Below are 25,981 nucleotides of genomic sequence, written 5' to 3'. Positions count from 1 at the left end.
TCGATGCCTCAGGAAATTCGCCATGCTCAAGCCATTCGCTGCAATGACCGTACTGATCGCTCTCGGTGGCCCCGTGAGTGCTGCTGAACCGTTGACCGTTATTTCGTTTGGTGGCGCCGCCAAGGTCGCCCAAGACAAGGCGTTCTACCAACCCTTCAACGCCACCGGCAAAGGTACGATCCAGGCCGGAGAGTACAACGGCGAGATGTCGAAAATCCGCGCCATGGTCGAGACCGGGCAGGTGAGTTGGGACGTGGTTGAAGTGGAGAGTCCGGACCTTGTGCGAGGCTGTGCCGAAGGCCTGTTCGAGCCGCTGGACTGGAGCAAGATCGGCGACCCTGCACAGTTCGAAAAAAGCGCCGTCAGTGAGTGCGGTATTGGCATGTACTTCTGGTCGACGGTGCTGACCTACAACGCCGATAAACTGAAAACTGCCCCCACCGGCTGGGCCGCGTACTGGGACACAAAGAACTTCCCCGGCAAACGCGGCCTGCGCAAGAGCGCCAAATTCACCCTGGAAATCGCCCTGCTCGCCGACGGTGTGAAACCGCAAGATCTGTATACCGTGCTGGCGACCCCAGAAGGCGTAGACCGTGCGTTCAAGAAGCTTGATGTGATCAAGCACGACATTCAATGGTGGGAAGCTGGCGCCCAGCCGCTGCAATGGCTGGTGGCCGGTGACGTGGTCATGACCACCGCCTACAACGGTCGCGTGACCAGTGCCCAGAACGAAGGTCACGCCTTCAACATTGTCTGGGACCAGAGCCTCTACGACCTCGACAGTTGGGCCATCGTCAAGGGATCGCCTCATAAGGCGGTGGGCGAGCAATACATCGCCTTCGTCAGCCAGGCCGAGCAGCAGAAAGTGTTCTCGGAAACCATCCCTTACGGCCCGACCAACAAAGGCACCCTGGCGCTGCTGAACGCAAACACCAAGAAGAACCTGCCGGACATTGTGAAAGGCCTGCAAGTGAGCACGCAGTTCTGGATCGACCACGGGGAAGAACTGGAACAGCGCTTCAACGCCTGGGCCGCTCGTTGATTTGTCCCTGACCGCCGCTGCCACAAGGAGCACCCCATGCCCGACGCTCTGACTCTGGACACCCCGGCCTCCGCCCCGCCGCCACGCGATCTCGCCTGGCGCTTGCAGGCCGCCCGGCGCGCCTACACTCGGCGCTCGATCATGCTTCTCCTGCCGCTGTTGATAGTGCTGATAGTGGGTTTTCTGGCGCCCATCGGCGGCTTGCTGACCCGCAGCATCGACAACCCGGAAGTGGCGACGGCACTGCCCAAGACCCTGCAATTACTGGAGCAGTGGGATGGTCAGTCAGTGCCGGGCGAACCTGTATTCGCCGCAATGGCCGATGACCTTCGTGAAGCCCGCAGCACCGGGCAACTGTTCGCTCTGAACCGTCGACTGGGTTATGAAAGTTCAATGCTGCGCAGTATCCCGACCGCTGTATTGAGTAAATTGCCACCGCGCGGCGAGCCGGTTCGTGAACGCTTGTTGAGCGGCATTCCCGCGCTCAACGACGTGCAAACCTGGACCACCCTCAAAACGTTGGGCAGCCCCTACACCAGCTTGTACTGGTTATCGGCGTTCGACCTGAAGATGGACGCCGGTCAACTCCACTACGTCGGCCCAGGCAAAGCGTTGTATCTGGATGTGCTGCAACGCTCGCTGGTCATCGCCGGGCTGGTTACGCTCTTCTGCGTATTGCTCGGTTATCCGCTGGCCTATTGGCTCTCCCGGCAACCGCCGCGACGGGCGAATCTGTTGCTGATTTTCGTGTTGCTGCCCTTCTGGACGTCACTGATCGTGCGCACTGCCAGTTGGATCGTGATGTTGCAATCCGGCGGCCTGGTCAACGACACGCTGATGAGCCTGCACATCCTGGAAAAACCGCTGGAACTGGTGTTCAACCGCACCGGCGTGTTGATTTCGATGACCCATATTCTGCTGCCTTTTCTGATCCTGCCGCTGTACGCGGTGATGAAAGGCATCGACCCGCGTTATGAAAATGCGGCCATTTCACTGGGCGCTCACCCACTCACTGCCTTTCGCCGGGTTTACCTGCCGCAGACCTACGCGGGTGTCACCGCGGGTGCCTTGCTGGTGTTCATCATGGCCATCGGTTACTACATCACCCCGGCGCTGCTGGGTGGTCCTGGCGACCAGATGATCAGCTACTTCGTGGCCTATTACACCAACACCACCATCAACTGGGGCATGGCCACCGCGCTGAGCAGCCAACTGCTGATTATCGTGCTGTTGCTGTACTGGGTGTACGCCAGAGTTTCACGCCCTGCTAACCGGCTAGCCTGAGGAGCCACTGATGAAGAACGTCGACCCGTGGGAAATGCGCCTGCTACGTCCGTTGCTGAGCGTGTACAGCCTGGCGCTGCTGGTGTTTCTGATCGTGCCGATTCTGGTGATCGTGCCGCTGTCCTTCAATGAAGGCTCGTTTCTGAGCTACCCCCTCAGTGGCTTCTCGCTGCGCTGGTACGAGGAGTTCTTTGGCTCTGGCGACTGGATGCAAGCCGTGGGCAACAGCCTGAAAATCGCCCCCGCCGCCACCTTGCTGGCGAGCGTATTGGGCACCCTGGCGTCAGTGGGTCTGTCTCGTGGCGAGTTCAAGGGCAAGGCGCTGGTGATGGCGATCCTGATCTCGCCGATGGTGGCGCCAGTCGTGATCGTGGCAGTCGGGCTGTACTTCTTTTTCGCCCGCCTGGGCTTGCTCAACACCTACGCAGGGTTGGTGATTGCTCACGCGGTACTGGGCGCGCCGTTCGTGCTGATCACCGTGAATGCCACACTGGAGGGCTATAACCGCAACTTCACCCGCGCCGCCACCAGCCTGGGCGCCTCACCGTGGTATGGTTTCCGCCGCGTCACCCTGCCCCTGATCGCCCCCGGTGTGCTGAGCGGTGCACTTCTGGCCTTCGCCACCTCTTTTGACGAAGTGGTGGTGACCCTGTTTCTATCGACACCGGCCCAGAAGACATTGCCCATTCAGATGTTCGCCGGTATCAAGGAGAACCTGAACCCTACCATCGCGGCGGCAGCGACCATGATGGTGCTCAGCGCCCTGCTATTGCTGCTGACGATGGAAGCATTGCGTCGGCGCGGCGAACGTACCCGGGGCCCGTGACCCCACTGCCACAGGAGACTTACATGCAAGGCCCGAGTCTGTTTTCCCCAGAAGAATGGGCGCTGCGCTGCGAACTGGCGGCGCTGTACCGGATGATTGCGCACTTTCGCATGACCGACCTGATCGACACCCATATCAGCCTGCGGGTGCCCGGTCCCGAGCCACGTTTTCTGATCAACCGCTACGGCGTCCTGTTCGATCACATGAAGGCCAGTGACCTGGTGCTGATCGACCATCAAGGCAAGGTCGTCGACCCTCGTGGGCACACCCACGAAGTCAATGCCGCCGGGTTTACCATTCATTCGGCAATCCACATGGCGCGCCATGACTTGAACTGCGTCATCCATACCCACACCGCAGCGGGTATTGCGGTCTCGGCGCAGGAACAAGGGTTGCTGCCGATCTCCCAGCATGCGCTGAAGTTCTACGGCAAGCTGGCGTATCACAGCTATGAAGGGGTCGCGCTGGATCTGGGTGAGCGCGAACGGTTGGTCGCCGACCTTGGGCCTCATCGGGCGATGATCCTGCGCAATCACGGCCTGCTGGCCGGTGGGCGCAACGTTGCTGAAGCCTTCCACGAGATCCATTTTCTGGAGCGCGCCTGCCAGGCCCAGGTGGCGGCGCTGGCGGGTGGCAGCAAGTTGATTTATCCGTCCGAAGAAGTCTGCCAACTCACGGCGAGTCAGTTCACCGATGACGAGGAAGGCCTGCGGGTGATCCAACTGGCGTGGGATGCGGCGCTGAAACTGATCGAGGGCCAGCGCGCGGATTATTGCTCGTAGCGATTCGCCCAACAGATGGCCGCCTTGATGAAAATCCCTGTAGCGGCTTGGTTGGCTGACGGCGGTGTCTTCGAAATTGCTGCCGCCGACAAGCCGGACTGCTGCAGATTTCCCATACGCCGCGGGGGCGTTGCCAAACGCTGATCACTATGGGAGAGGCGATCATCGGGGTTAGCTGGTAGACTGCGCCCCGAAATTACCTAAGAGGATTGCTTCATGGCCACTAACCGCTCCCGTCGTCTGCGCAAAAAGCTCTGTGTTGACGAGTTTCAGGAATTGGGCTTCGAGCTCAATCTGGAATTCAAAGAGGGTCTGGACGATCAGGCCATCGACGGTTTCCTCGACGCGTTCCTGACCGACGCCATGGACGCCAACGGTCTGGACTATGTCGGCGGCGACGACTACGGTCTGGTTTGCCTGGCTGAGCGCGGTTCAGTCACCGAAGAACAGCGCGCCACTGTCGAAGCCTGGCTCAAGGGCCGCAGCGAGGTGACCAAAGTCGAAGTCGGCCCGCTGATCGACGCCTGGTACCCGGAAAAGCCGATCAACACGGCTTCCTGATTGCACGGCTGTACGTTGTCAATGAAAAACCGCCCTTTGGCGAATGCCAGTCAATCAAGACTGGCGTCATTGACGATTAGCCTGTAAACCGCAAAATCCGATGCCTGGAAACGAGCATCGGATTTTTTATGCGTTTGTCAAAAGCCTTGTCCCATCGGCGACCTGACAGATGAGGCCCCAGAGTGATGAAGCAGCAGCCTGCGGAGTATCCGACCCGAAAACAAAAATGCCAGTCGACTTAACTGACTGGCATTAGGCTCAGGCCGGCTGTTTAATCGCCGTGCGCGAAGCTTTCTGGTGTTCTCCCCAAGTGCTGTTTGCCTGATCATCCTTGAGCCGGTCAGGCAGCAGCACTACAGGGGAACGGGACAGATCCTACAAGCTCAATCCAGATTTCGTCACTTGCTCAATTGTGACTTTGTTCGTCCAGACGGTAGAACACCCTACACCGAAGGGTACTCACCCGTTCCGTCAGGCCAGGGCGTGAGCAATTCGAAGCCCGTCTGGGTGACCGCTACCATGTGCTCCCATTGCGCAGACAGGGACTGATCCCGAGTCAGAACCGTCCAGCCGTCATCCAGCACGTGGGTCCCGGGCTTGCCGGCGTTGATCATCGGTTCGATGGTGAACACCATACCCGGTTTGAGCTTCAGTCCCTTGCCCGCCGCGCCGTAGTGCAGCACCTGAGGTTCTTCATGGTATTTGCGGCCAATGCCATGACCGCAATACTCCCGCACCACGCTGAAGCCTTCCCGGTAGGCCACGGTCTGGATGGCATTTCCAATGTCGCCCAATGTCGCGCCGGGGCGTACCGCATGAATCCCTGCCAGCGTGGCTTCATAAGTGGTCTCGACCAGACGTCTGGCCAGCGGACTGACCTCACCGACGTAATACATGCGACTGGTGTCGCCGTACCAGCCATCCTTGATGACGGCCACGTCGATATTGACGATGTCACCGTCCTTGAGAATGTCATCGGGAGACGGAATGCCGTGGCACACCACGGTGTTGGGCGATATACAGGTGGTCTTGGTAAAACCGTGATAACCCACATTGGCAGGCGTGACTTTCAAGACATTGACGATGTAGTCGTTGCAGATGTCGTCCAGCGCCTCGGTGCTGACACCCGGTTTGACGTGTGGGGCAATCATCGCCAGCACATCTGCCGCCAGACGCCCCGCAACGCGCAGCCCCACCAGATCGGCTTCGCTCTTGATGCTGATGCTCATCGCGACACCGCCCGGACCTTGAGTTCATCGGTGTCCGACACGTCAGGCAAGGCCTCCAGTAACGAATCCCCCGCGGCTTCAGCACGAATCAGCAATTGACAAATGTCGCTGTAATTCAGGCCCGGATTAAGTTCGGCCAGCATGCCAACACGCATCCAGTGTTCAGCCTGCGCGTTGATCGAACGGCTCAGCGCAGCGCTGGCAGAGCGAATATTGGCGTGCATCTGTTCGGAAATCTTGACCAGCCCCATGGGTTGTCCTCGCTATGAATATACGAAGCATATACGTTTCATATATTCACTCGCAAGCCAGCCTTGATCGCCTGTCAAGCGGAAGCCTGCCCCGCGGCGTCCATGGCGCATTCCGACAGCGAATTGGCCAGTTGAGAAATCGCGTCCTGGTCGTCCTCGCTCAACGCGCGGTAATGAGTGATGATCGCCCGCTCGGCATCGTTAAGGGAGTCAGCCGCCATGGGTGTGCGTTTGCCCGACAGCACGTAAAGCACGTCGACGCCTTTTTTCTCCAGAGCGGCGAGGTAGTCGGAACGTGGAATACGCTCTCCGCTCTCATACTTGCCCTGGGCGTTGGCCTCAACCCCGCCAATGGCACCGAACTCCTGCTGGGACAGGCCGAGGCTTTTGCGTTCTTCCTTCAAGCGTGAACCGATATCTTTCATGAACAGGGGCCTCGAACGTGATCTGTTAAATGCAAGACCCCATCGGTCCGGGGGAGTTGCGATTCGACCGACAATTGTTCAAGATTCGCGCGTCCGGCCTCAGGATGCAGTCAACACGGCCGATAGATTCGGATGGAACGTTTGCCTGTTAACGGGCAACCCGATTGTGCAGTTCGGAGAACCAGACGTGATCACATTTATTCTGGCCTGGTGCGCTTTGTCGCTCGTGGGCACCCTGTTCGCACTCAGCCTGATCAGAACCGGCAAACAGCGTCAGCCTGACACCGATGAAACCCGGGCTGCCCCCCTGTCTGTGCCTGTCACGTACAAACCCTGATTCCGGCCGAAACCGCTTTTCTCGGCTGTTCCTCAATCCGCGACAGCCTGTGGCTGCTCGCTGCCTGCACGCTGCGTGCCCAATACATTCGAAACAAAGTCCAATTCGGCCATTTCAAGGCTAAACTGGCGCACGCCTGCTGCCAGAGCCAGAAAATCCTCTCGCTGCATGGCGTTGCCCCAGATACTGTCGAACGTGGCCTCTGCAGCCTCGGCAGCGAATGAATGAGCGGTTTGAGCGTGATTTACCTGCATGGCCATTCTCTCTTCCTCGAATACTGTTTAAACATACAGTATTTTTATCCCCTCCCGAACGCAAGTGCCGTTTCGACGAACGGTCGCTCTCTCGTCGGTTTCCGAGGCAGACAGCATCAGGCAATTTCTCGACAGGAATGGAGTAACGTCGTTGTCGGCAGCGGACGTAGCCTGCGGTGATGGAGCCTCGACTCCCTCCCACTTGTGAGGCATGACCATGAAAACACTCATAGCCTTTTTGATCACGCTGGTGCTGGCCGCCATAAGTGCGAGTGCCCTAGCGATGCCCTGTGGACAGAAAACCCGGTCGACGGATGAAGCACAAGACAGCCAGCACCTGATGCGCCTGCACGTCGCCCGGCAGAATCCAGTGGGACTGAAACTGCCGGGAAGGCTTCCCAGGCTCGACGTTTAGCCGTTGGCGAGCGCGTTGAGATGTGCCAGATCCGCAGTTGAAAGCACGATACCTTCAGCCAGGGACTTTTCGCGCTGACGATAGCGGCGGTCTCCCGGCATCCGCTCCTGCCCTACACCTTGCATCTGCCGAACCAGTTCCTCACTGCGTTGCGCGAAGGACTGACCACTGCCCTTGTCAGGATCGATGACGATAATCATCTGACCAGTCCAGGGTGTCTGCGCGCCCGGTTTGCAGGACAAATCGAATTCGAATGAGAAGTTGCCCCCGGTCAGCGCGGCCGACAGCAGCTCGACCATCATCGACAGCGCCGAGCCTTTGTAGCCGCCAAACGGCAGCAGCGCGCCGCCATCGAGAATCGCCTTGGGATCTTCCGTAGGCTGACCCGCCCGATCCACGCCCATGCCGGGGGGTAACATACGCCCTTCCCTCGCCGCGATCTGGACATCCCCATGGGCGATGGCGCTGGTGGCCATGTCAAAGACGATGGGTTGCCCGTCGGCACGGGGCGCGGCGAAGGCAATCGGATTGGTGCCGAACAACGGCTTTTGTGCATCATGAGGCACCACACAGGTCATGCTGTTGACCACGCTCAGTGCCACTAGCCCTTCTTGCGCGAAAGGCTCTACATCGGGCCATAGCGCCGCGAAATGGTGCGAATTGCGGATCGCCAGGATCGCGATGCCCGCGTTGCGGGCTTTCTCGATGAGCAGCGCTTTGGCGGCCTGCAACGCTGGCTGAGCGAATCCACCGCCCGCATCGACCCGCACAAATCCAGCACCGACGTCTTCGACCTTTGGCACTGCCTGGCCGTCCACCCAACCTGCCCCCAACGACGCCAGATAACCCTTGATGCGAAAGATCCCATGGCTGTGGGAGCCGTCGCGCTCGGCGCTGGCGCAGTTTTCGGCCAGCACCTCAGCCACTGCTGCCGAGGTGCCATGGCGCAGAAAAATCCGCCGCAGCACATCGGTGAGTTCGGGAAAGGAAATCGTCTGGGTGTCAGCGGGGTCGCGGGGTGAAGACATCTGAAGCTCCGGTGTGATTATTGGAGGTATGGAAGCCGAACAGAACGTGAATACGCGTCCGGAGATTACTGTGCGCGGCCCTTTCGGTAAACCGCACACCGGCTTGCATTCCCACCACTAGGCAAGTCTCGCGCCAACGACCCAAGCCAAATTCAGGCTTGCGCCGATGTCAGGCGTTTCTGAAAAAACAGGCGATGATGCCCAGGCGGATAGTCATCCAGTTGGCCGAACGCTTGATAGCCGTGCTTGCGGTAGAAATCCGGGGCCTGAAAATCGAAGGTGTCCAGCCAGACGCCGACGCAATCGCGCTCACGCGCGAGATCCTCGGCCATGGCCATCAATTGACTGCCCATACGCTGCCCTCTTGCCTGCTCGGGCACCACCAGCAGCTCGATGAACATCCAGCGATAGAGAATGCGCCCGTGCAATCCCCCGAGCACCGCATCGGAGTTCTCGTCACGCACAAAAAACGCGAATTTTTCTGACAGCCCATCGCCCGCTTTCTCGGCGTTGTAGGCCCTCAGCGGTTCCAGAATCTGCAGACGCTCATCTTCACTGGGGTTGCTTTTGAACTCGATCCGCACGCTCATGCATCGCTTCCTGCTGACATGGAAAAGGATGGCAAGGGTGTCGGATTCGGCGAAATGAGTAAAGGGAGACATGAAGAAGGAGCGCTTCAATCAGCGCTCCTGATGGGTAGGAAAAATCAGTCTTTCTGGTCTCGCAGGATGTTGCCGGACGTGCCGTCGATGCGGAACTCATAGGTCAGGCTGTCGGCCTTGCGTCCTTCACCTTCCCAGTAGCCTTTGTCATCCGCCTCGATCTTGTAGATCTCCGTGTAGCCCGCCGATTTGGCTTTTTCGATGGCCTTCTCGATGGTGATCCAGCCCGGGCCGGGCTTGTCCGCGAGTGCGAACGGTGCGGTGGCCAGAGCGGCAGTGGCGAGGATGGCGGCAGTCAGTGTCTTGATCATTTCAGAACTCCTTTTCCCTGTGCGGGCTTTGTACGTGCGGGGTGTTGGAGCGCGCAGGAAAAACAATAGTTCAGACGAGCTTCTGTTACGAAGTGATGCGGTGGTGAGGGTCGTCAGCACATGAACCCTGTGGCTGGGCGACCCCACCCTCACGCACGCTGGTTTCTCACGCCTGCCACCGGGTGCATGGCTGCGCCGGTTTGGGTGAGCCCACCCATGACAGATCCGAGGGGTGAATCAAAGGGGTGGACGCTGCAGATTCAACCATGCTTGCACGCTTGGCCGCTGCCACTGCCGATGGGCATAGCGCACCAGGGTTTCGGGCATCTCATCGCCATTGAGCACCAGACGATTGAGCATCAGCGCCAGATCGACATCGGCAATCGACCACGCTCCCGACAGGTATTCACGCCCATCCGCCAACAGCGCCTTGGCCGCGGCGATCAACTTGGCCGCAGCGGCTTTGCCTTCCGAGGTCAATGGTCCGACTTTCTTCCCGTAGAAAATCACCAGCGTGGAGCGCTCTTCCCGAATCGGCATCAGGTCGCTGCGCAGCCAGGCCTGTACCTGGCGGGCTCGGGCCTTCTGTCGCAGGTCCTGCGGGTAGACCGGCGTCTCGGGAAAGCGCTCTTCGAGGTATTCAGTGATCGCCGACGACTCCGACACGGCAAAGCCACCCTGCTCCAGCGTCGGCACCCGTTGGGTCAAAGACAATTCGGCATAGCCTTGCGCGTGCTGTTCCTGCGCCCCCAGGTTCACGGGAATCAGCTCGAAATCGATGCCCTTCTCTTTCAGTGTGACAAACACTGACATCGCATAAGGGCTGGTAAAACGGGCGTCGACATACAGGCGCAGCGGGGCATCGTTCACAGCATGATCTCCATGTTCAAGGGTGGGAAACGCCACGCTACGAGAATGCCCGGCACAAGGGAAATTCGGCTTTTTTATGGGGCCATTCCCGTCGGGAATGCGGCGTGTTCAGCCCAACAGTTCTCGTAGCCTGGGCGCGGCGAAATCCAGAAAGCAGCGCATCTTCAGCGGCATGTTTCCCCGCGAAGCATGAAGCAGATGAATCGGCGACGGGTCCAGCTCGAATGCCTCCAGCAGCGGTTGCAGCAGGCCGGCTTCGATGGCGTCCACCAGTTGATAGCGCATCAGATTGACCACCCCGACACCGCGAATCGCCGCCTGCAACGCGGCCTCGGCGGTAGACACTGCCAAGCGGGGCGCTATGGGAATCTCGACGACGCTGCTGAAGTCCGGCGAACGAAACCGCCAGCCTGGCGTCGGCACCGGCATCACCACGCGCACGAAAGGAAACCGTCGCAGGTCGTCCGGCACCTGCGGCACCCCATGCTGCGCCAACAGTTGCGGGCTGGCGCAGACCATCGAGCGCATCGAGCCAACGTGGGTGGCGTACATCGCGCTGTCGGGCAACTTGCCGATGCGCACCGCCATGTCCACGTGCTCGTCGATCAGGTGCATATTGTGGTCGACCAGCAGCAAACGAATATTGATCTCAGGGTAAAGCGCCAAAAAATCCGTGACCACTGGCAGCACATGCAGACGGCCGAAGAACACGGGCGCGGTAATCACCAGTTCGCCTTTAGGGACCTGAAATTCACCCGCCGCTTCACGTTCGGCATCGTCGACCTGCTCCAGAATTCTTCGCGCCGCCGCAACGTAGGCCACACCCGCATCGGTCAAGGTCAACTTGCGCGTGCCGCGAATCAACAAGCGTGTGCCCAATCGGGTCTCCAGATCAGTGATTTTCCGACTCAGCGTCGCCAGCGGCACGTGCAGTGCGCGCCCTGCGGCCGAAAGGCTGCCGTTCTCGATTGCCGCCACGAGCATTTCCATCGATTCGAAACGGTCCATTCACCCTTCCATTTTTTGGTAAGCCGGTTATCAAGATTACTAGATTCTGCAAATTAATGGATACCTGCAATATCGCTTTCAACGAGCCAGCCTGGCTTGAACACTTGAACCGGCCATCGCCGAACCTTTATTTGCAGGAGCATGACCATGACCTTGAATCGCTTGCTGGCCGCCACCGCGCTGACCGCCGCCACTCTCTTCGGCACATCCGCCCAGGCAGCCACTGCCCCGCAGCCGGTCGTCAGCCACCACTACGTTGATGTGCAAGGGGTGAAGATTTTCTACCGCGAAGCCGGTGATCCCTCGAAACCGACCGTTCTGTTGATGCACGGTTTCCCGACGTCCTCGTTCATGTACCGCGAACTGATCCCGAAACTGGCGGACCGCTACCACGTCGTGGCTCCGGACATGCCCGGTTTCGGTTTCTCTGACAGTCCGGACCGTTCGCAATACGCGTACACCTTCGACAACCTGGCGAAAACCATGGACGGCTTCACCGAAGCGCTGTCACTGAAACGCTACGCCATCGAAGTGTTCGACTATGGCGCCCCCGTGGGCTGGCGCATGGCCTCGGCGCACCCCGAGCGCATCACGGCGATCATCAGCCAGAACGGCAACGCGTACGAAGAAGGCTTGAGCAGCGGCTGGAACCCGATCCGGAGCTACTGGAATGAGCCGACACAAGCCAATCGCGATGCATTGCGCGACATGCTGACGCTGCAATCGATCAAGTGGCAGTACACCCATGGCGTCAAAGACCCGGATCGTGTCGCCCCCGAGGCCTATACGCTGGACGCCGCCCTCGTGGCGCGGCCAGGCAACGACGAGATCCAGTTGGACCTGTTCAAGGATTACGCCAATAACGTGAAACGCTACCCGGAATTCCAGGCGTATTTCCATAAACACCAACCGCCGCTGCTCGCGGTGTGGGGCAAGAATGACCCGTTCTTCCTGCCACCGGGTGCAGAGGCCTTCAAACGCGACATCGCCAAGGCGCAGGTGTATTTCTACGACACCGGGCATTTCGCACTGGAAACCCATGTCGAGGAAATCGGCGAACAGATTCATCGTTTCCTGGACGCCAATGTTGCGCAGAAACACTGACACCGCAGCGGACCAAGGCCTCTCAGGAGGCCTGATTCCCCACTGGCTCAAACCGCACTTGGCGCGACGTCAGCGCCCCCGTGTGGGAGCGAATTCATTCGCGATTCTATGTTTCAGGCGACGACGTTGTATCCTCTGTCACGCCGCCATCGCGAACGAGTTCGCTCCCACAGGAGGGGTTGCGTTATCGTCAGATCAACGCAGGTCGAACCGGTCCAGGTTCATCACTTTCGTCCAGGCCGCCACGAAATCCTTCACGAATTTCTCATGGGCATCGTCGCTGCCATACACCTCCGAAATGGCGCGCAGTTGAGCATGGGAGCCAAACACCAGATCCACCCGCGTCCCCGTCCATTTCACCGCACCGGTCTTGCGGTCCCGTCCCTCAAAGGTATCGTTGCTGGCCGAGGTAGGCCTCCACTCCACGCTCATGTCCAGCAGGTTTTTGAAGAAGTCGTTGGTCAGCACTTCGGGACGCGTGGTGAACACCCCATGCTTGCTCTGATCGACATTCGCCCCCAACACCCGCAGACCGCCCAGCAGCACGGTCATCTCCGGTGCCGACAGCGTCAGCAGTTGCGCCTTGTCCACCAGCAGCTTTTCCGCTGAAACCTTGTACGTGCCCTTGAGGTAGTTGCGGAAGCCGTCGGCAATGGGCTCAAGAAAGCCAAACGACTCAACATCGGTCTGCTCCTGGGACGCATCCACCCGACCTGGCGCAAACGGCACGGTCACGGTTTGCCCGGCCGCTTGCGCCGCCTTTTCAACCCCAGCATTACCGGCGATCACGATCAGGTCGGCAAGCGATACGTGCTTGCCCTGCCCGCCATTGAACTCGCCCTGAATACGTTCCAGCACCTGCAATACGTTCGCCAGTTGTGCAGGCTGGTTGGCAGGCCAGTCTTTCTGCGGCGCAAGGCGCAAACGCCCGCCATTGGCGCCACCGCGCTTGTCCGAACCACGGAATGTGGAGGCCGCCGCCCACGCTGCGGACACCAGTTGTGAGACCGTCAGCCCCGACTCCAGCACCTTGTTTTTGAGCGCAGCCACGTCGCTGTCATCCACTGATGGACCTTTCGGCGCAGGCAACGGGTCTTGCCAAAGCAGCTCTTCGGTCGGCGTTTCCGGGCCCAGATAACGCGCCAGTGGTCCCATGTCGCGGTGCGTCAACTTGAACCAGGCGCGGGCGAAGGCATCGGCCAATTGATCGGGATTGTCCTTGAAGCGTCGGGAAATTTTCTCGTACGCCGGATCGAAACGCAGCGCCAGGTCCGAGGTGAGCATGCGCGGTTCCTGGCGTTTGCTCGGGTCGTGGGCGTGAGGAATGGTGTTCGCGCCTGCGCCATTTTTGGGCTTCCACTGATGGGCGCCCGCCGGGCTTTTGGTCAGCTCCCAGTCGAAATTGAACAGGTTTTCCAGGTACTCGTTGCTCCATTTCGTTGGGGTCGAGGTCCAGGTCACCTCCAGTCCGCTGGTGATCGTGTCGCCCCCCTTGCCGCTGCCGAACTTATTGCGCCAGCCAAAGCCTTGCTCTTCCAGCCCTGCCGCCTCCGGCTCCGGCCCGACGTTATCTGCCGGGCCTGCACCGTGGGTTTTTCCGAAAGCGTGTCCACCGGCGATCAACGCGACGGTTTCTTCATCGTTCATCGCCATGCGACCAAAGGTTTCACGGATGTCGAATGCGGACTTGACCGGATCGGGGTTGCCATCCGGACCTTCCGGGTTGACGTAAATCAGCCCCATCTGCACGGCAGCCAGCGGATTTTCCAGATTGCGCTCGCCATCCGTGCGGCTTTTTTCTTCGCCATGCTTGGCCGGTTCGGCGACCAGATCCCCCTGTCCGGGTTGCTCCATGTCCTTGTGCGCGCCGTAGCGCTCTTCGCCGCCGAGCCAAGTGGTTTCGGTGCCCCAATACACGTCTTGATCAGGCTCCCACACGTCCCGGCGCCCACCGGAAAAACCAAAGGTTTTGAAGCCCATGGACTCCAGCGCCACGTTGCCGGTGAGCACGATCAGGTCCGCCCAGGAAATCTTGTTGCCATATTTCTGTTTGACCGGCCAGATCAGCCGTCGGGCCTTGTCCAGACTGACGTTGTCCGGCCAGCTATTGAGAGGAGCAAAGCGTTGCTGCCCCGACCCCGCCCCTCCGCGCCCGTCCCCGGTGCGATACGTCCCGGCGCTGTGCCAGGCCATGCGAATGAACAACGGGCCGTAGTGACCGAAATCAGCAGGCCACCAGTCCTGCGAGTTCGTCATCACCGCTTCCAGGTCTTTCTTGACCGCCGCAAAATCCAGGCTCTTGTACGCCTTGGCGTAATCGAAGCCTTCGCCCATGGGGTCGGACAGTGAGGAGTGTTGATGGAGGATGTTCAGATTCAGTTGGTTCGGCCACCAGTCGCGGTTCGTCGTACCGCCGCCAGCAGCGTGGTTGAACGGGCATTTCGATTCAGTTGCCATGTTGATCTACCTTTGATCGGAATCATCCCGTTGCCGAGCCCACGCAGGATTCAGGCCGGAATGAAGGAGCTCAGGAGCACAGGGTGCTTATTGTTATCGCCTTATCAGGGTTCAGCGGCACGGCGTTCGCCGATGCTAGATCAAGGGTAGCCCTGATCGGCGCAAGGTCTAATAGGCGGAGCATTGGGGGGTGATAGACGGAGACTGTCAGCATCGCTGTTACAGCGTTCTCAATCGGCTCTGTTACCCTGCCGAATTCGCCAGACCACAGGCCTGCCCATGATCAACATTCGTGTCATGACGATGGACGACTACGACGCCGTTCTCGCATTGATGAGTAACACGCCCGGCATTTCAATTCGTGACGCCGACTCTCGCGAGGCCACCGCCCGCTACCTGCAACGCAATCCCGGCATGAGCTTTGTCGCCGAAAACGAGTCTGGCCTGTGCGGTTGTGTGATGTGCGGGCACGACGGGCGTCGGGGCTATTTACAGCATTTGCTGGTATTGCCTGAGTTCCGGCAGATGGGGATCGCCAATGAATTGGTGCAACGCTGCCTGTCGAGCCTGGAAGCGCTGGGTATTGGCAAATGCCATCTGGACGTGCTCAAGGGCAACGAGACTGCCGCCCGCTATTGGCGAAACCGCGGCTGGCAGTTACGGCAGGACATCGATCGTTATTCGTTTACCCGGCCGGGAAATGAGAACGCTTGAGATAACGCCGCCGACTAGCGGAGCGCCGCCCGGCCGGACCGCTACAGGGGGTGGTGTTCTGCTCCGCTCAGCCCTGCCGCCGTTTCGATGAGCAACTGGCGCAACCATTGGTGCGCGGGGTCGTTGCGATAGCGCACGTGCCAGGCCATGTCCACGGGGAACGTACCCAGATCCACCGGCGCGGCCAGGACCTTGAGCCGTGTGTCTCTGGCGATCTGGTTGCAGATCAGCCGTGGCAATGTCGCGCAATAGTCGGTGGCGGCAATGATTTCGGGGACGGCCAGAAAATGTGTCACCGAAATCGCCAGTTCCCGACGCAGTCCTTGCCGTTCCAGCGCCTGAAACAGCCCCACCCGCAGACGCCCCGGCGGCAGCACGTTGACGTGGCGCAGCGCTTCGTATTGTTCGCGAGAAAGGCTGTCGCCGATTTCGGGATGGTCGGCGCGAACGACACACGCAAGGCCGTCATCCAGAACGTGTTGAAGGATCAGGTTATCAGGCGGGTCGACGATACGTCCCAGCACCATGTCTGTGGTGCCCGACACCAGACCGGTTTCCGTCAGGTCGCTGCCGAACGGCACCAGCGAGACCTTGATCCCCGGCGCCAATTCACGCAGGCGGGCGATGACGCTGGGCATCAGCACGATTTCCACATAACTGTTCGGCGCAATCTGAAATTGGCGCGCAGACGTGGCCGGATCGAACGCCTGCCTGCCAAGAATCAAGTCATCGAGCCGAGTCAGGGTCTCGCTGATGCCCGGTGCGATCTCCTCGGCGAACGGCGTCGGTTTGATGCCATAACGTTCGCGGATGAACAGTGGGTCACGCAGGGTGTCGCGCAGCCGGTTCAAGGCGTTGGAGAGCGCAGGCTGGGTAATCCCCAGGCGCGCAGCGGCGCGGGTGACGCTACGCTCCTCCATCAGCGCTAGGAAAACGGGCAACAGGTTGAGGTCGTATCGCATGGCTCATAACGCTCTGTGAATATCTGAAATCAGATAAGTAAATTTCTCGAATATCTGGGCGTGGGGCAAAGTTACCCCAACCAACGGAATCCGCCAATTCCAGCGCCAACCCACTGTTACGAGGAACTTGCCATGTCGATCAAACACGTTCTGTTCATCCTGACCAACGCCGCTGAAATCGGCCCGAACAAACGCCCTACCGGCTATTTTTTCCCGGAAGTCGCGCACCCTTATGAAGTGTTCTCTGAAGCAGGTGTGGCCGTGGAATACGCCTCGCCGCTGGGCGGCACCCCGCCGGAAGACGGCTACGACGACAGCGACCCGGCGCAACTGGCCTTCCGCAACAGCAACGCCATTCGCCGCATGGCCCACAGCCGCAAACTGTCGGAAGTCGATGTGCTGGATTACGACGCGATTTTCTTCCCCGGCGGCCTCGGCCCGATGGTCGACATCGCCCATGATCCTGAAGTGAAACGTGCCGTGGAGCGCGCCTGGAATGGCGGCAAGATCGTCACTGCCGTGTGCCACGGGCCTGCCGCATTCCTCGGCGCCAAACTGAAAGACGGCACCCCGCTGGTCAGTGGTCGCAAGCTGACCTCGTTCTCCAACGACGAAGAATCCGGTTACGCCCAGGCCGATGTGCCGTTCCTGCTGGAGAGCGCATTGCGTGAAGAAGGCGCGGACTATTCGTCAACGGATGTCTGGCAGGAAAAAGTCGTGGTCGATGGTCGCCTGTTCACGGGGCAGAACCCGGCCTCCGGTGGTCCACTGGCCAAAGCGATCGTCGAGGCGCTGCGCCAAGGTGCCTGAAACCAATAGCCCGGCCTTACTGCCGGGCTATTGCATCGCCTGTCCCCTTCAATCGATTCGATCAGGAGTTAAACATGTCCGCTTACGTGATTTTTATCCGCGACAACACCACCGACCCGACAGCGTTACAGCAGTATGCCGACATGGCGCCTGCCGCCCGTGCAGGCCATGACATCACGCGCGTGGCATTCTATGGCGCGCTCGACGTCCTCGAAGGCCCCACTGCTGAAGGCGCGGCGATCCTACGCTTTCCCGACATGGCCGCCGCCCGCGCCTGGTACGACAGCCCGGCCTATCAGGCAGCGCGTGAGCACCGCCTCAAAGGAGCGCAATACCGGATGTTGTTGGTGGAAGGCAGTGATGTAGTGCCTGTTTGAATCCGCGGAGCAGTGCGGATATGAAATGAAGCGATCGCTCGCGTAACTGTAGAAGCCGGCTGCTGGCGAGATCGGTGTGTCAGACGCGAAAAGGCGGCTGGCACATCGCATTCGCCAGCAAGCCGGCTCCCACAGATTCTCCGTCGATCCAAAGTCTTCTGTCCGGCGCGATCTTTGTGGGAGCCGCCTTGATGGCGAATGCAGTTTGTCAGCCCACATGGAATCTGTCGCAGCTTGAGTGCCTCCCTCAACACCTCGGCTGATCCAGCTTCACCACCGGTACCTGATGGCGCCGCGCTGACCAGACCACGCCGCCGACCAGTAAGAGGATCGATGCCACTTCCACGAAGCCAGGGAAATGCCGGGTGTAGATGAATCCGTAGACGCAGGCGAACACGGTTTCAAACACGATCATCTGCCCGCTCAGGGATGCCGCCATGCGCCGTGAACAGGCGTTCCACAAACCGTTGGCCAGCCAGGACCCGCAAAACGCCAGGAACAGGCACACCCAGAGGAAGGTTTCCCAACGGCCACTGTCGATGTTCGTCGGAATCAGGTTGGGGAACAGCATCAACGCCAGCAGGCCGAAGACGATAGCCACCGCGCCCGTGACGATCCCCAGCAAGGTCGACCACTCGCTGCTGTTGAAGCTGCTTTGCTTGAGATAGCGGCTGTTGCGGGTGGCGTACCAGGACCAGCTCACCACGCCAGACAGTCCGCAGGCCAGGCCGAGCATTTGCGACGACAGTGACATCCCGGTTGCAGGCTGGACCGCGTGCTGCAAACAGATCGATACGATCCCGAGGAATACCATCAACAACGGCAGCTTGAGTTTCGAGATCGGCAGCGAGCCTGCGTCATGGCGGCCCTGAAAGGTGATCGCAATCGGCATCATGCCGTTGATGAGTGCAGCCGCCGTCACCCCGGTGAGCTGGATCGAGGCGCCCAGCAGGGCGTAGTTCAAAACATTACCGGTCAGGGACAACCGCAGCAGCATGCCCAGGTCCGTGCGGGTCACTCGGGAGAACAGGCGAGACGCGAACGGCAGCGCAATCAGCAGCGATACCGCCCCGTACAGGGCAAACCGCGCACTGCTGATCAGCACCGCGTTGAACTCCGGCAACAACGAGGGCGCCATGATCACCCCGGCCCAGATCGCCCCTGCCAACAGCGCGTACGCCATCCCACCGTTCATTTCATCGACCCGCCTGATTGTTTGGCGAGATTCTAGCGATGGCCAATACTCCCCACATGCGATAAAAAGTCAGCGACCCATTCCCCAGTGGAATGTCGTACCACCTCTGAAGGAGAACCGTCATCAACCGCTACCTGCGCACCCTGCCCCCGCTGGAAACGCTGATCACGTTCGAGGCCGTCGGACGCCATAACAGCTTCACGGCTGCGGCCTCCGAGCTGTTTCTGACCCAGAGCGCCGTGAGCAAACAGATGCGCCAATTGGAGGACTGCGTCGGCGTACCGCTGTTCGAGCGCAAGCCCCGAGGCGTTGCCCTGACCCGTGCGGGGGAGGAATTGCTGATGACGGTCAACGTGATGCTGACGACGATGTACCAGAGCGTCACGCGCATCCGTAACGTGCACCAGTCCAACGCCGTCTCGGTACTGGCAACCCACGCACTGGCGCAGTTCTGGCTGTTCCCCAAGCTGATCGAGTTCAACAAGGCCTATCCGGACATCGCCGTACACGTCCACGCCATCAACGAAATCGACGACGCCAGCCTCAACGATTTCGACCTTGGCGTGCTGTACGGGGCGGGCGAATGGGCGTCACTGGACAGCGACTTCCTGTTGCCGGAAATCGTCTACCCCGCAGCTCATCCGGATTTCGACACCTCAGGTATCAAGACCCTGGATGACCTGGCCAACGCCAATCTGGTGCAGATCGACACCTCCGCCTGGCACTGCCTGGACTGGCAACAATGGTTCGATTACTTGGGCCACGACTATTCGCCCCCGGACAAAGCCCCGGTGTTCAACCAGTTGACCCTGGCCTACCGCGCCGTGCTGCAAGGCATGGGCATCGGCATGGCCTGGACCTTCATGGCCGACGAAGCCGTGGCCAAGGGCGAATTGCAGCGGGTCACTGATTTTCAGTGCATCACAGGCCTGGGCGAATTTCTGGTGTCGGTGAAGCACCGCCAGTTGTCGCCCTGCGCCGAGGTGTTTCGCCGGTGGTTGCTGGCCTCGGCGCAGGAAGATGCGCTTCGTTCGGGGTACAGTCGGGTTCAATGAAAGGCCCGGGTCGGGCGAACGGCGACTTCCCACAGGGTAATCACGGTGGACCGACGGACGCCGTTCGTTATTGCAGCCGACGCAGGTTTCTGCTGGGATTCCTCATCAGATTGACCACAGAGCCTCTCATCATGACCACCTATCAGGACCTCTTCGCCATCGGCCAGACCTTCGATGATTTCGTCAGCCATGGTCTGCCCGCAGAAATCGACGCAGTGCGTAGCATTCAGCAAAAACTGGCTGCGCCGAATGCGCTCAGCGCGGCCACACAGCAACGACTGGAAACGCTGAAAAGCCGTTTCCATCTGCTGGCCGCCGCAGAGATGTGGTGCCCCGATTGCCAGATCAATCTGGCTGCAATGGACGCGTTGCAGCGCCTGAATCCTTTCATCGATCTGGCGCTCATCACCAAAAGCCGCGCCGAGGACGCGTTGAAAGGCCCTTTGGCCCTGGAGCGGATTTCAATCCCGTTGGTGTTGGTGCTCGATCAGGATTTCCAGTTGATCGGCCGTTTCATCGAACGCCCACACGCAGTGGCGCAAGGTGGCGATGCGTTGAAAGCGGATTATCGAGCAGGTCTTTATCTGGAAAGCACCATTCAGGACCTGCTGGCAATTTTCGAAGCCCCCAACAACCAGAACTGACACCCCGCCCTGTAGCAGCATGGCTTGCCTGCGGTGGCGTCCGCCGTGCCGCTGCCGCCGACAATCCGGACCGCCAACGGGCTGATTGAAATACTTGGCGTTGCGCTTGTTTTTTTCTGGCGGTGAGCCTAACTGCATAGTGTGCGAAGCCGATCTGCGACTCGCGTCTCGATCACCGGAAATCGTCAGGAGATTCGGACATGGCCACTGCAAGCTCACTGGCTCCGCTGTTCCGCCAATCGGTGGGATTCGATCGGTTCAACGATTTCTTCGAGTCAGCGCTGCACAGCGAAACAGCCACGGGCTACCCCCCTCACAACGTCGAACGTTATGGCGACGATCATTATCGTGTGGTCATTGCCGCTGCCGGGCTGTCCGCCGACGACCTGGACCTGCAGGTCGAAAAAGGCGTGCTCACCGTCTGCGGCGGCGAGCGCGACACGGACGCAGGCGCGACCTACCTGCATCAAGGCATCGCCCACGGTGCGTTTCGCATGGTCTTTCATCTGGCGGACCACATCGAAGTGCAAGGTGCGACCTTCGAAAACGGCCTGTTGATCGTGTTTCTGCTGCGGGTCGTGCCCGATGAGAGCCAGTCTCGGCACATTCGCATTCACACCCCCGGCAGCGGGCCGGACCGACGGCAAGTCAATCGGCATTGAAGCGCGAGCAGCTTTTCCAACCTTAATCCGATGGAACTCCGCCGAGCAGCCTTGGCCCTAGTAGATGTACGACGCTGCAACAGAGGACAGGCTCTGGCAAACCGCCGGGCCGTGCAATCCATTCGCATACAGGTGATGCCGTGAATACATTCGTACCGTTGGAAAAACTCAAAAAAACCAACCTTCACGACTTCCACGAAGTCTGGCTGACCACTTCCGAAACCTGGCCTCAGGACCCCGAGACCTCGCAGCGCGAATGCCTCTGGCGGATGGATCGGGAATTGACCCAGGACGTCAAGATCGACGACGCCTACTTTCAGAATCTGCCTCGGTTGTGGCTGCTGGTCGATGACCTGCATGACCGAGCTGCGGTCAATGACATCGAGCAGGTCCTGACCCAGCGCTTGAGCGAGCAGCACCTCACAGGTGAATTCCACCCTGATGAAAAGCCGAAAATGCCCTGCGGTGACAAGAAGACTGATTTGAGAAGCTGACATTCGCACAATCGTGGCGGGCGGCGCTTCCGGCCGCCACGTTCTCATGCTTCACTCTCTCCCGACTGAACAGTTTCCCTGGGGTGCCTCCGTACCTCAGCCCGAACCCGAACCCGAGCCCATCATGATCGACCACCTTGATCACCTCGTTCTGACTACTGTCGACATACACGCCTGCAAAGACTTCTACGTGCGCGTCATGGGCATGCAGCCTGAAACTTTCGGCAATGGCCGTCTGGCGTTTCGTTTCGGCCAGCAGAAAATCAACGTCCATGAACGTGGCCGGGAGTTCGAACCCAAGGCGCACCTGCCGGTGCCGGGGGCACTGGATTTGTGTTTTATCGCCAGCATCGGCCTTGAAGCGGTGATCGAACGCCTGAACGCCGAGCAATGGCCCATCATCGAAGGCCCGGTCCAGCGCACGGGCGCTACGGGGCCGATCCGTTCGGTGTATGTACGCGATCCGGACTTGAACCTGATCGAGATTTCCGAATTGCTTGCTGCGCCCACGCGCTGAGTTTCTGGGGCCAGCGACCTGATTGCCCGGGATTGATGAGCCTCACTCATGAGAGCATTCGCAATAACCCCATTATCAGGTTCGGCCTAGTCCCTTAGCCTCTCCGCGTGCTAACCCTCCTCTCCAGCTTGCGGAGCCCCAAATGCACCTCAGCCGTGCCAATCTGGCAGACATCGTTTATTTCCTCGCCATCGCCCGGCATCGCAGCTTCAGCCGTGCGGGTCTCGACGTGGGGATCAGTGCGTCCGCCCTGAGCCACGCCATGAAGGGGCTGGAAGAACGACTTGGCGTGCGGTTGCTGAATCGCACCACCCGCAGCGTGACATTGACCGCCGCGGGCGAAGAACTGGAACACCTGATCAGCACGCCAGTCCACGACATCGGCCAGGCGCTGGAGGCCCTGAACCGTCTGCGTGACGAACCGGCCGGACGCATCCGGCTCAATGTCCTGAGCGACGGCGCCGAATTGCTGCTGGGGCCTGTGCTGCCGGAGTTCATCGAGCGCTATCCCGCCATCGAAATCGAGCTGACCGTCACCAACAAAATGGTCGACGTGATCGGCGACGGCCATGACGCAGGCATCCGCATCGGCGGTACGGTGCCAGTGGACATGATCGCTCAACGCCTGTCGCCGGACATTCGCTGGTCAGTCGTGGCCTCACCGCAATACCTGGAACGTTTCGGCACCCCGCTGCACCCCCACGACCTCATGCAACACCGCTGCCTGCGTATCCGCCTGGGCAACGGCAAGACCTACCACTGGCAGTTCATGAAAGACGATGAAGTGCTGGAAGTCGACGTACCCGGCACCATCATGCTCGACGAAAGCCGCATCGGGCTGACGCTGGCAACACGGGGCGCGGGCGTTCTGTACGTCCCCGCCGCCGTCGCCGCGCCCTATCTGGCCGACGACAGGTTGCGTGAAGTGCTGGCGGACTGGGCCCATATCGATCCGGGGTTTCACCTGTACTACGCGAACTTCCGGCAACTGCCGGTCGGCCTTCGCCTGCTCGTGGAGCTGATCAGGGAATTGCAACCGATGGGGCCATTGCCGTGAACAGCAACAAACACGCAATCCTGCGGGGGATTCTATAGTTGCACACTCCCCGTGAGCGTGCGTCAGCGTGAGCCATTGAGCGCACCGCAATCGGCTCAATCCAGCAGCGACGGATCGGCGTCGATCATCAACTGCTTCATTTCCTCGAAATGGCGACGGGAAAAGTCGGTGATTTTTTCCCAGCCTTTCGCCGTTTTTTCAGCCACCTCGTCTGACAGCACCCGCAGGGGCTGCCCAGTGGACCAGGCGGTGACGAGGATCTGGCAGGCCCGTTCCAGGGTCCAGATGTCGTCGAACGCTTCGCCGATGTCCGGGGCAATGACCATCACGCCGTGGTTGCCCATCAGCAGGCGACGCTTGCCATCCAGCAACCCGGCCAGGCGTGCGCCTTCGGCTTCGGTGTCCGCCATACCGCCATACATTTCATCCACTGCCACGCGATTGAAATAACGCGCGGTGTTCTGGTCCACCGGCAGCACTTGCGGCTTGGCCAGGCACGCCACGGCGGTGGTGTAGACCGGGTGCAAATGCAGCACCGCACGCGCTTCCGGCAGGCGTTGGTGAATCTGCCCGTGAATCGACCACGCGGTCGAATCCACATCAGGATGTTCGGCGCAGGCCGGATCATCGGCGTTCAGCAGCAACAGGTCACTGGCACGAATGCGCGAGAAGTGTTTCCACTTCGGGTTGATCAGAAACTGTTTGCCATCGGCTGAGACTGCCGCACTGAAGTGGTTGGCCACCGCTTCGTGCATCCCCAGATGGGCGACGATGCGAAAGGTGGCGGCCAGATCGATGCGCGCCTGCTCTTCAATTGATAACGCCATGAATCGCTCTCCGACGTGCCGCGCCTACTGAGAAGCCAGGCGCGGCACGCACTTCAGGTCCGGTCAGGGTTTAGGCATCAGCTCGGCGATGTCTGCATCGGTCGGGGCTTCGAAGTTGTACTTCTTCAGCAGCGCGGTGTATTCCGGGGTGGCCCGGTACTTGGCCATGGCGTCAACCAACGCGGCCTTGATGTCGTCGTTGCCCTTCTTCACGCCGAAGCCGTTGAGCACCGGGTAGATCAGGGTGTCGGAAGAAATCACCACGCGGCTGCCGAGTTTTTCGACCACACCACGGGCCACGGCGGCGTCGGTGATTTGCGCTTCAACCGCGTGAGCGAGCATCGCTTGAGTGGTTTGCGGATCGGTGGCGTACTCGCTGATCGCGATCGGCTTCAGGCCGTTCTTGACGCAATACTCTTGCGACAATTTGTTCATCTGTGCCAGCCAGGAGGTGGCAGCCATGGAGCCGATCTTGTGGCCGCAGAAATCTTCAGGACGCTTGGGCTGGTAGTCGCTGCCCTTGACCGAAAGAATCGATTCGCCGCTTTTCAGGTACGGAATCATGTCGATGACTTTCACGCGCTCGGCGGTGATGTACATCGACGAGTTGGTGACGTCGAAACGACCGCCCTGAAGGCCAGTGATCAGGTTAGGGAAGCGCGTGTCGACGGTCTCGACCTTACGCCCCATGATCTTGCCCAGGCCCTCCATGTACTCGATGTCGAAACCGGCCGGGGTGTTCTTGTCCATGTATTCGTAGGGGAAGAAGGTCACGTCGGAACCGGCGATGATCGTGCCGTCTTTCTGGAAAGCCGACGCAGCCAACGAGGTCATGGCGACCGCTGCGCCAACCAGACTCAAAGCAATTGGGCGAACAAACTTGTGCAACGCTGTCATGGTAAATCCCCGCAAGGTTAAGAGTAGTTAGGCAGAAGCTTGGTCTTGTCCGGCCTGTTGCACGAAGAAAGAGGCGCCACGCGGCTTTTGCGGCAGACGCACCTGATTGGCCGTGGAGCGCACGAGGCCACTTTCTTCACCGGCCACCATCAGGCCGGAATGCTCACTGGGCAGAGGGTTTTCGCCGAATGGCAGCGCGTCTTCCGCGGCGTAGACGCCGATGAACAGAGTGCGCGGCAGCTCGGTCTCGTTAGGGCTTGAAGCGTGCAGCAAACGGGTGTGCATGAAGCACACGGAGCCAGCCGGACCGAAGCAGGCAACCGGGGTCTGGCAATGCTCGGCGACCACTTGATCATCCACCGCTCCCGTAAAACGCTGGTCATGCCAGTGCGACCACAGCGGGCCTTTGTGGCTGCCGGGGATCACGTTCAGGGGACCGTTTTCCGGGGTCACGTCACTGACCATCAACAGCGCGGTGACGATGTCGTCGTTGCTGTGTGGGGTGAACAGGAAATCCTGGTGCCACTTCACCTGGGTCGCGGTGTGCGGCAGCTTGGAGTTGATCTTGCTGTGGTGAAAGCGCGTGCCGTTGCCACCGATCAACTGAGCGGCGATCTGCGCCATGCGTGATTGCAGCGCGACCTGGTAGTACGCCCTGGAAATTTCGGTCGGCGAACTGACCCGGCGCAGCGACGGGTGATCCGCACGGTGGTCGCCTTCAAGGTCAAAACGTGCGCGGCCATCGATGGTCTCGCCCCAGCCTTTTTCGTGGCTGCGGCTCTCTTCCACCCACTGATCGAAGTCGTGTTGCAGCGCCGCCACTTCCTCTGCCGAGAGGACCCCTTCCACCACCAGAACGCCGTCCCGGTGGAACTGCTCAATCTGCGCTTGCTCGATCATGTGCTTACCTTTTCCAAAACTTGA

The 25,981-nt window shown here is 59.9% G+C and carries 31 protein-coding genes; 16 read left to right on the top strand and 15 right to left on the bottom strand.

Annotated features, from left to right (window positions below; all coding sequences use genetic code 11):
- Positions 1-22 precede the first annotated feature (22 nt).
- The 5 genes from ACI2KB_RS11690 to ACI2KB_RS11670 all read left to right on the top strand — a co-directional run bounded on the left by ACI2KB_RS11690 (position 23) and on the right by ACI2KB_RS11670 (position 4,495).
- Positions 23-1,042, top strand: coding sequence for an ABC transporter substrate-binding protein (locus ACI2KB_RS11690; protein ID WP_404634585.1), 1,020 nt, complete (start codon positions 23-25; stop codon positions 1,040-1,042).
- 36 nt (positions 1,043-1,078) lie between these two features.
- Positions 1,079-2,326, top strand: a complete 1,248-nt coding sequence (locus ACI2KB_RS11685) for an ABC transporter permease (RefSeq protein ID WP_404634583.1) — start codon at positions 1,079-1,081, stop codon at positions 2,324-2,326.
- A gap of 34 nt (positions 2,327-2,360) precedes the next feature.
- Positions 2,361-3,152, top strand: a complete 792-nt coding sequence (locus ACI2KB_RS11680) for an ABC transporter permease (protein WP_404635030.1) — start codon at positions 2,361-2,363, stop codon at positions 3,150-3,152.
- A 23-nt stretch (positions 3,153-3,175) separates the two neighbouring features.
- The gene (locus tag ACI2KB_RS11675; protein WP_404634581.1) at positions 3,176-3,934 is read left to right on the top strand and encodes a class II aldolase/adducin family protein; all 759 of its coding nucleotides are present in this window, start codon (positions 3,176-3,178) and stop codon (positions 3,932-3,934) included.
- A 216-nt stretch (positions 3,935-4,150) separates the two neighbouring features.
- Positions 4,151-4,495 (top strand): YggL family protein, encoded by a 345-nt coding sequence (locus tag ACI2KB_RS11670; protein WP_404634579.1) that lies wholly within the window; start codon positions 4,151-4,153, stop codon positions 4,493-4,495.
- Between the two features lie 443 nt (positions 4,496-4,938).
- On the opposite strand, the gene map is transcribed toward ACI2KB_RS11670, so the two are convergent.
- The 4 genes from map to ACI2KB_RS11650 form a co-directional block, all read right to left on the bottom strand.
- The gene (gene map, locus ACI2KB_RS11665; RefSeq protein WP_404634577.1) at positions 4,939-5,724 is read right to left on the bottom strand and encodes a type I methionyl aminopeptidase; all 786 of its coding nucleotides are present in this window, start codon (positions 5,722-5,724) and stop codon (positions 4,939-4,941) included.
- A complete protein-coding gene (locus ACI2KB_RS11660; protein ID WP_404634575.1) occupies positions 5,721-5,975 on the bottom strand; it encodes a ParD-like family protein in 255 nt (84 codons plus the stop codon). The genes map and ACI2KB_RS11660 overlap by 4 nt, the downstream gene beginning before the upstream one ends.
- A 74-nt stretch (positions 5,976-6,049) precedes the next feature.
- Positions 6,050-6,400 carry a helix-turn-helix domain-containing protein gene (locus ACI2KB_RS11655; protein WP_404634573.1) on the bottom strand — a complete coding sequence of 117 codons (351 nt, stop codon included), beginning with the start codon at positions 6,398-6,400 and terminating at the stop codon, positions 6,050-6,052.
- A 369-nt stretch (positions 6,401-6,769) separates the two neighbouring features.
- The gene (locus ACI2KB_RS11650; protein WP_404634571.1) at positions 6,770-6,997 is read right to left on the bottom strand and encodes a hypothetical protein; all 228 of its coding nucleotides are present in this window, start codon (positions 6,995-6,997) and stop codon (positions 6,770-6,772) included.
- A gap of 211 nt (positions 6,998-7,208) precedes the next feature.
- Between ACI2KB_RS11650 and ACI2KB_RS11645 the strand changes: the two genes are divergently transcribed.
- A complete protein-coding gene (locus ACI2KB_RS11645; protein ID WP_404634569.1) occupies positions 7,209-7,406 on the top strand; it encodes a hypothetical protein in 198 nt (65 codons plus the stop codon).
- Here the strand turns inward: ACI2KB_RS11645 and ACI2KB_RS11640 are convergent.
- The 5 genes from ACI2KB_RS11640 to ACI2KB_RS11620 form a co-directional block, all read right to left on the bottom strand.
- Entirely contained in the window at positions 7,403-8,434 is a 1,032-nt protein-coding gene (locus tag ACI2KB_RS11640; RefSeq protein WP_404634567.1) for an Ldh family oxidoreductase, read from the bottom strand. The genes ACI2KB_RS11645 and ACI2KB_RS11640 overlap by 4 nt on opposite strands.
- A gap of 152 nt (positions 8,435-8,586) precedes the next feature.
- Positions 8,587-9,024 carry a GNAT family N-acetyltransferase gene (locus ACI2KB_RS11635; RefSeq protein ID WP_404634565.1) on the bottom strand — a complete coding sequence of 146 codons (438 nt, stop codon included), beginning with the start codon at positions 9,022-9,024 and terminating at the stop codon, positions 8,587-8,589.
- A gap of 116 nt (positions 9,025-9,140) precedes the next feature.
- Positions 9,141-9,407: a PepSY domain-containing protein gene (locus tag ACI2KB_RS11630; RefSeq protein ID WP_404634563.1), complete on the bottom strand. Its 267-nt coding sequence runs from the start codon at positions 9,405-9,407 to the stop codon at positions 9,141-9,143.
- Between the two features lie 237 nt (positions 9,408-9,644).
- Complete coding sequence (yfcF, locus tag ACI2KB_RS11625) at positions 9,645-10,277, bottom strand: glutathione transferase (RefSeq protein WP_404634561.1); 633 nt, start codon at positions 10,275-10,277, stop codon at positions 9,645-9,647.
- A 108-nt stretch (positions 10,278-10,385) separates the two neighbouring features.
- Positions 10,386-11,285, bottom strand: coding sequence for a LysR family transcriptional regulator (locus ACI2KB_RS11620; RefSeq protein WP_404634559.1), 900 nt, complete (start codon positions 11,283-11,285; stop codon positions 10,386-10,388).
- Between the two features lie 147 nt (positions 11,286-11,432).
- Between ACI2KB_RS11620 and ACI2KB_RS11615 the strand changes: the two genes are divergently transcribed.
- Positions 11,433-12,389, top strand: coding sequence for an alpha/beta fold hydrolase (locus tag ACI2KB_RS11615; RefSeq protein ID WP_404634557.1), 957 nt, complete (start codon positions 11,433-11,435; stop codon positions 12,387-12,389).
- Between the two features lie 195 nt (positions 12,390-12,584).
- Here ACI2KB_RS11615 and katG read toward each other — a convergent pair whose 3' ends face one another.
- Positions 12,585-14,846, bottom strand: coding sequence for a catalase/peroxidase HPI (gene katG / locus ACI2KB_RS11610; RefSeq protein WP_404634555.1), 2,262 nt, complete (start codon positions 14,844-14,846; stop codon positions 12,585-12,587).
- A 279-nt stretch (positions 14,847-15,125) separates the two neighbouring features.
- Here katG and ACI2KB_RS11605 point away from each other — a divergent pair, with 279 nt between their 5' ends.
- Positions 15,126-15,560 (top strand): GNAT family N-acetyltransferase, encoded by a 435-nt coding sequence (locus tag ACI2KB_RS11605; protein ID WP_404634553.1) that lies wholly within the window; start codon positions 15,126-15,128, stop codon positions 15,558-15,560.
- A gap of 41 nt (positions 15,561-15,601) precedes the next feature.
- On the opposite strand, the gene ACI2KB_RS11600 is transcribed toward ACI2KB_RS11605, so the two are convergent.
- Positions 15,602-16,522 (bottom strand): LysR substrate-binding domain-containing protein, encoded by a 921-nt coding sequence (locus ACI2KB_RS11600; protein WP_404634551.1) that lies wholly within the window; start codon positions 16,520-16,522, stop codon positions 15,602-15,604.
- Between the two features lie 132 nt (positions 16,523-16,654).
- On the opposite strand from ACI2KB_RS11600, the gene ACI2KB_RS11595 reads away from it, so the two are divergent.
- Both ACI2KB_RS11595 and ACI2KB_RS11590 read left to right on the top strand, forming a co-directional pair.
- The gene (locus ACI2KB_RS11595) at positions 16,655-17,332 is read left to right on the top strand and encodes a type 1 glutamine amidotransferase domain-containing protein (RefSeq protein WP_404634549.1); all 678 of its coding nucleotides are present in this window, start codon (positions 16,655-16,657) and stop codon (positions 17,330-17,332) included.
- A 74-nt stretch (positions 17,333-17,406) separates the two neighbouring features.
- Entirely contained in the window at positions 17,407-17,709 is a 303-nt protein-coding gene (locus ACI2KB_RS11590; protein WP_404634547.1) for a DUF1330 domain-containing protein, read from the top strand.
- A 247-nt stretch (positions 17,710-17,956) separates the two neighbouring features.
- Here the strand turns inward: ACI2KB_RS11590 and ACI2KB_RS11585 are convergent, their stop codons facing one another.
- A complete protein-coding gene (locus ACI2KB_RS11585; protein WP_404634545.1) occupies positions 17,957-18,904 on the bottom strand; it encodes a DMT family transporter in 948 nt (315 codons plus the stop codon).
- Positions 18,905-19,026: 122 nt separating this feature from the next.
- Here ACI2KB_RS11585 and ACI2KB_RS11580 point away from each other — a divergent pair, with 122 nt between their 5' ends.
- The 6 genes from ACI2KB_RS11580 (at position 19,027) to ACI2KB_RS11555 (ending at position 23,333) form a co-directional block, all read left to right on the top strand.
- Complete coding sequence (locus ACI2KB_RS11580) at positions 19,027-19,959, top strand: LysR substrate-binding domain-containing protein (RefSeq protein WP_404635028.1); 933 nt, start codon at positions 19,027-19,029, stop codon at positions 19,957-19,959.
- A gap of 131 nt (positions 19,960-20,090) precedes the next feature.
- Positions 20,091-20,603 (top strand): thioredoxin family protein, encoded by a 513-nt coding sequence (locus tag ACI2KB_RS11575; RefSeq protein ID WP_404634543.1) that lies wholly within the window; start codon positions 20,091-20,093, stop codon positions 20,601-20,603.
- Between the two features lie 200 nt (positions 20,604-20,803).
- Positions 20,804-21,265, top strand: a complete 462-nt coding sequence (locus tag ACI2KB_RS11570; RefSeq protein WP_404634541.1) for an Hsp20 family protein — start codon at positions 20,804-20,806, stop codon at positions 21,263-21,265.
- Between the two features lie 140 nt (positions 21,266-21,405).
- Complete coding sequence (locus ACI2KB_RS11565; protein WP_404634539.1) at positions 21,406-21,759, top strand: hypothetical protein; 354 nt, start codon at positions 21,406-21,408, stop codon at positions 21,757-21,759.
- 124 nt (positions 21,760-21,883) lie between these two features.
- On the top strand, positions 21,884-22,276 hold the full coding sequence (locus ACI2KB_RS11560; protein WP_404634537.1) for a VOC family protein: 393 nt from the start codon (positions 21,884-21,886) through the stop codon (positions 22,274-22,276).
- Between the two features lie 142 nt (positions 22,277-22,418).
- The gene (locus ACI2KB_RS11555) at positions 22,419-23,333 is read left to right on the top strand and encodes a LysR family transcriptional regulator (protein ID WP_404634535.1); all 915 of its coding nucleotides are present in this window, start codon (positions 22,419-22,421) and stop codon (positions 23,331-23,333) included.
- A gap of 95 nt (positions 23,334-23,428) precedes the next feature.
- On the opposite strand, the gene ACI2KB_RS11550 is transcribed toward ACI2KB_RS11555, so the two are convergent.
- From ACI2KB_RS11550 to ACI2KB_RS11540, 3 genes are all read right to left on the bottom strand, one after another.
- Positions 23,429-24,160, bottom strand: a complete 732-nt coding sequence (locus ACI2KB_RS11550; RefSeq protein ID WP_404634533.1) for a class II aldolase and adducin N-terminal domain-containing protein — start codon at positions 24,158-24,160, stop codon at positions 23,429-23,431.
- Between the two features lie 63 nt (positions 24,161-24,223).
- Positions 24,224-25,057: an ABC transporter substrate-binding protein gene (locus tag ACI2KB_RS11545; protein WP_404634531.1), complete on the bottom strand. Its 834-nt coding sequence runs from the start codon at positions 25,055-25,057 to the stop codon at positions 24,224-24,226.
- 27 nt (positions 25,058-25,084) lie between these two features.
- Positions 25,085-25,957 carry a phytanoyl-CoA dioxygenase family protein gene (locus ACI2KB_RS11540; protein WP_404634529.1) on the bottom strand — a complete coding sequence of 291 codons (873 nt, stop codon included), beginning with the start codon at positions 25,955-25,957 and terminating at the stop codon, positions 25,085-25,087.
- Between the last annotated feature and the right edge of the window lie 24 nt (positions 25,958-25,981).

It is taken from the genome of Pseudomonas sp. NPDC088444 (assembly GCF_044900175.1).
Lineage (GTDB): Bacteria > Pseudomonadota > Gammaproteobacteria > Pseudomonadales > Pseudomonadaceae > Aquipseudomonas.
Note: the sequence above shows the minus strand (reverse complement) of the source record. Positions and strands in the feature narration are given on the sequence as shown.

Coding starts and splice junctions, on each gene's coding strand:
- ACI2KB_RS11635 (WP_404634565.1), bottom strand. CDS start 9,024: ATGAGCGTGCGGATCGAGTTCAAAAGCAACCCCAGTGAAGATGAGCGT.
- map (WP_404634577.1), bottom strand. CDS start 5,724: ATGAGCATCAGCATCAAGAGCGAAGCCGATCTGGTGGGGCTGCGCGTT.
- ACI2KB_RS11630 (WP_404634563.1), bottom strand. CDS start 9,407: ATGATCAAGACACTGACTGCCGCCATCCTCGCCACTGCCGCTCTGGCC.
- ACI2KB_RS11670 (WP_404634579.1), top strand. CDS start 4,151: ATGGCCACTAACCGCTCCCGTCGTCTGCGCAAAAAGCTCTGTGTTGAC.
- ACI2KB_RS11640 (WP_404634567.1), bottom strand. CDS start 8,434: ATGTCTTCACCCCGCGACCCCGCTGACACCCAGACGATTTCCTTTCCC.
- katG (WP_404634555.1), bottom strand. CDS start 14,846: ATGGCAACTGAATCGAAATGCCCGTTCAACCACGCTGCTGGCGGCGGT.
- ACI2KB_RS11685 (WP_404634583.1), top strand. CDS start 1,079: ATGCCCGACGCTCTGACTCTGGACACCCCGGCCTCCGCCCCGCCGCCA.
- ACI2KB_RS11675 (WP_404634581.1), top strand. CDS start 3,176: ATGCAAGGCCCGAGTCTGTTTTCCCCAGAAGAATGGGCGCTGCGCTGC.
- ACI2KB_RS11680 (WP_404635030.1), top strand. CDS start 2,361: ATGCGCCTGCTACGTCCGTTGCTGAGCGTGTACAGCCTGGCGCTGCTG.
- ACI2KB_RS11560 (WP_404634537.1), top strand. CDS start 21,884: ATGATCGACCACCTTGATCACCTCGTTCTGACTACTGTCGACATACAC.
- ACI2KB_RS11650 (WP_404634571.1), bottom strand. CDS start 6,997: ATGGCCATGCAGGTAAATCACGCTCAAACCGCTCATTCATTCGCTGCC.
- ACI2KB_RS11605 (WP_404634553.1), top strand. CDS start 15,126: ATGATCAACATTCGTGTCATGACGATGGACGACTACGACGCCGTTCTC.
- ACI2KB_RS11600 (WP_404634551.1), bottom strand. CDS start 16,522: ATGCGATACGACCTCAACCTGTTGCCCGTTTTCCTAGCGCTGATGGAG.
- ACI2KB_RS11620 (WP_404634559.1), bottom strand. CDS start 11,285: ATGGACCGTTTCGAATCGATGGAAATGCTCGTGGCGGCAATCGAGAAC.
- ACI2KB_RS11570 (WP_404634541.1), top strand. CDS start 20,804: ATGGCCACTGCAAGCTCACTGGCTCCGCTGTTCCGCCAATCGGTGGGA.
- ACI2KB_RS11595 (WP_404634549.1), top strand. CDS start 16,655: ATGTCGATCAAACACGTTCTGTTCATCCTGACCAACGCCGCTGAAATC.
- ACI2KB_RS11555 (WP_404634535.1), top strand. CDS start 22,419: ATGCACCTCAGCCGTGCCAATCTGGCAGACATCGTTTATTTCCTCGCC.
- ACI2KB_RS11575 (WP_404634543.1), top strand. CDS start 20,091: ATGACCACCTATCAGGACCTCTTCGCCATCGGCCAGACCTTCGATGAT.
- ACI2KB_RS11615 (WP_404634557.1), top strand. CDS start 11,433: ATGACCTTGAATCGCTTGCTGGCCGCCACCGCGCTGACCGCCGCCACT.
- ACI2KB_RS11660 (WP_404634575.1), bottom strand. CDS start 5,975: ATGGGGCTGGTCAAGATTTCCGAACAGATGCACGCCAATATTCGCTCT.
- ACI2KB_RS11690 (WP_404634585.1), top strand. CDS start 23: ATGCTCAAGCCATTCGCTGCAATGACCGTACTGATCGCTCTCGGTGGC.
- ACI2KB_RS11540 (WP_404634529.1), bottom strand. CDS start 25,957: ATGATCGAGCAAGCGCAGATTGAGCAGTTCCACCGGGACGGCGTTCTG.
- ACI2KB_RS11550 (WP_404634533.1), bottom strand. CDS start 24,160: ATGGCGTTATCAATTGAAGAGCAGGCGCGCATCGATCTGGCCGCCACC.
- ACI2KB_RS11545 (WP_404634531.1), bottom strand. CDS start 25,057: ATGACAGCGTTGCACAAGTTTGTTCGCCCAATTGCTTTGAGTCTGGTT.
- ACI2KB_RS11585 (WP_404634545.1), bottom strand. CDS start 18,904: ATGAACGGTGGGATGGCGTACGCGCTGTTGGCAGGGGCGATCTGGGCC.
- ACI2KB_RS11655 (WP_404634573.1), bottom strand. CDS start 6,400: ATGAAAGATATCGGTTCACGCTTGAAGGAAGAACGCAAAAGCCTCGGC.
- ACI2KB_RS11590 (WP_404634547.1), top strand. CDS start 17,407: ATGTCCGCTTACGTGATTTTTATCCGCGACAACACCACCGACCCGACA.
- ACI2KB_RS11645 (WP_404634569.1), top strand. CDS start 7,209: ATGAAAACACTCATAGCCTTTTTGATCACGCTGGTGCTGGCCGCCATA.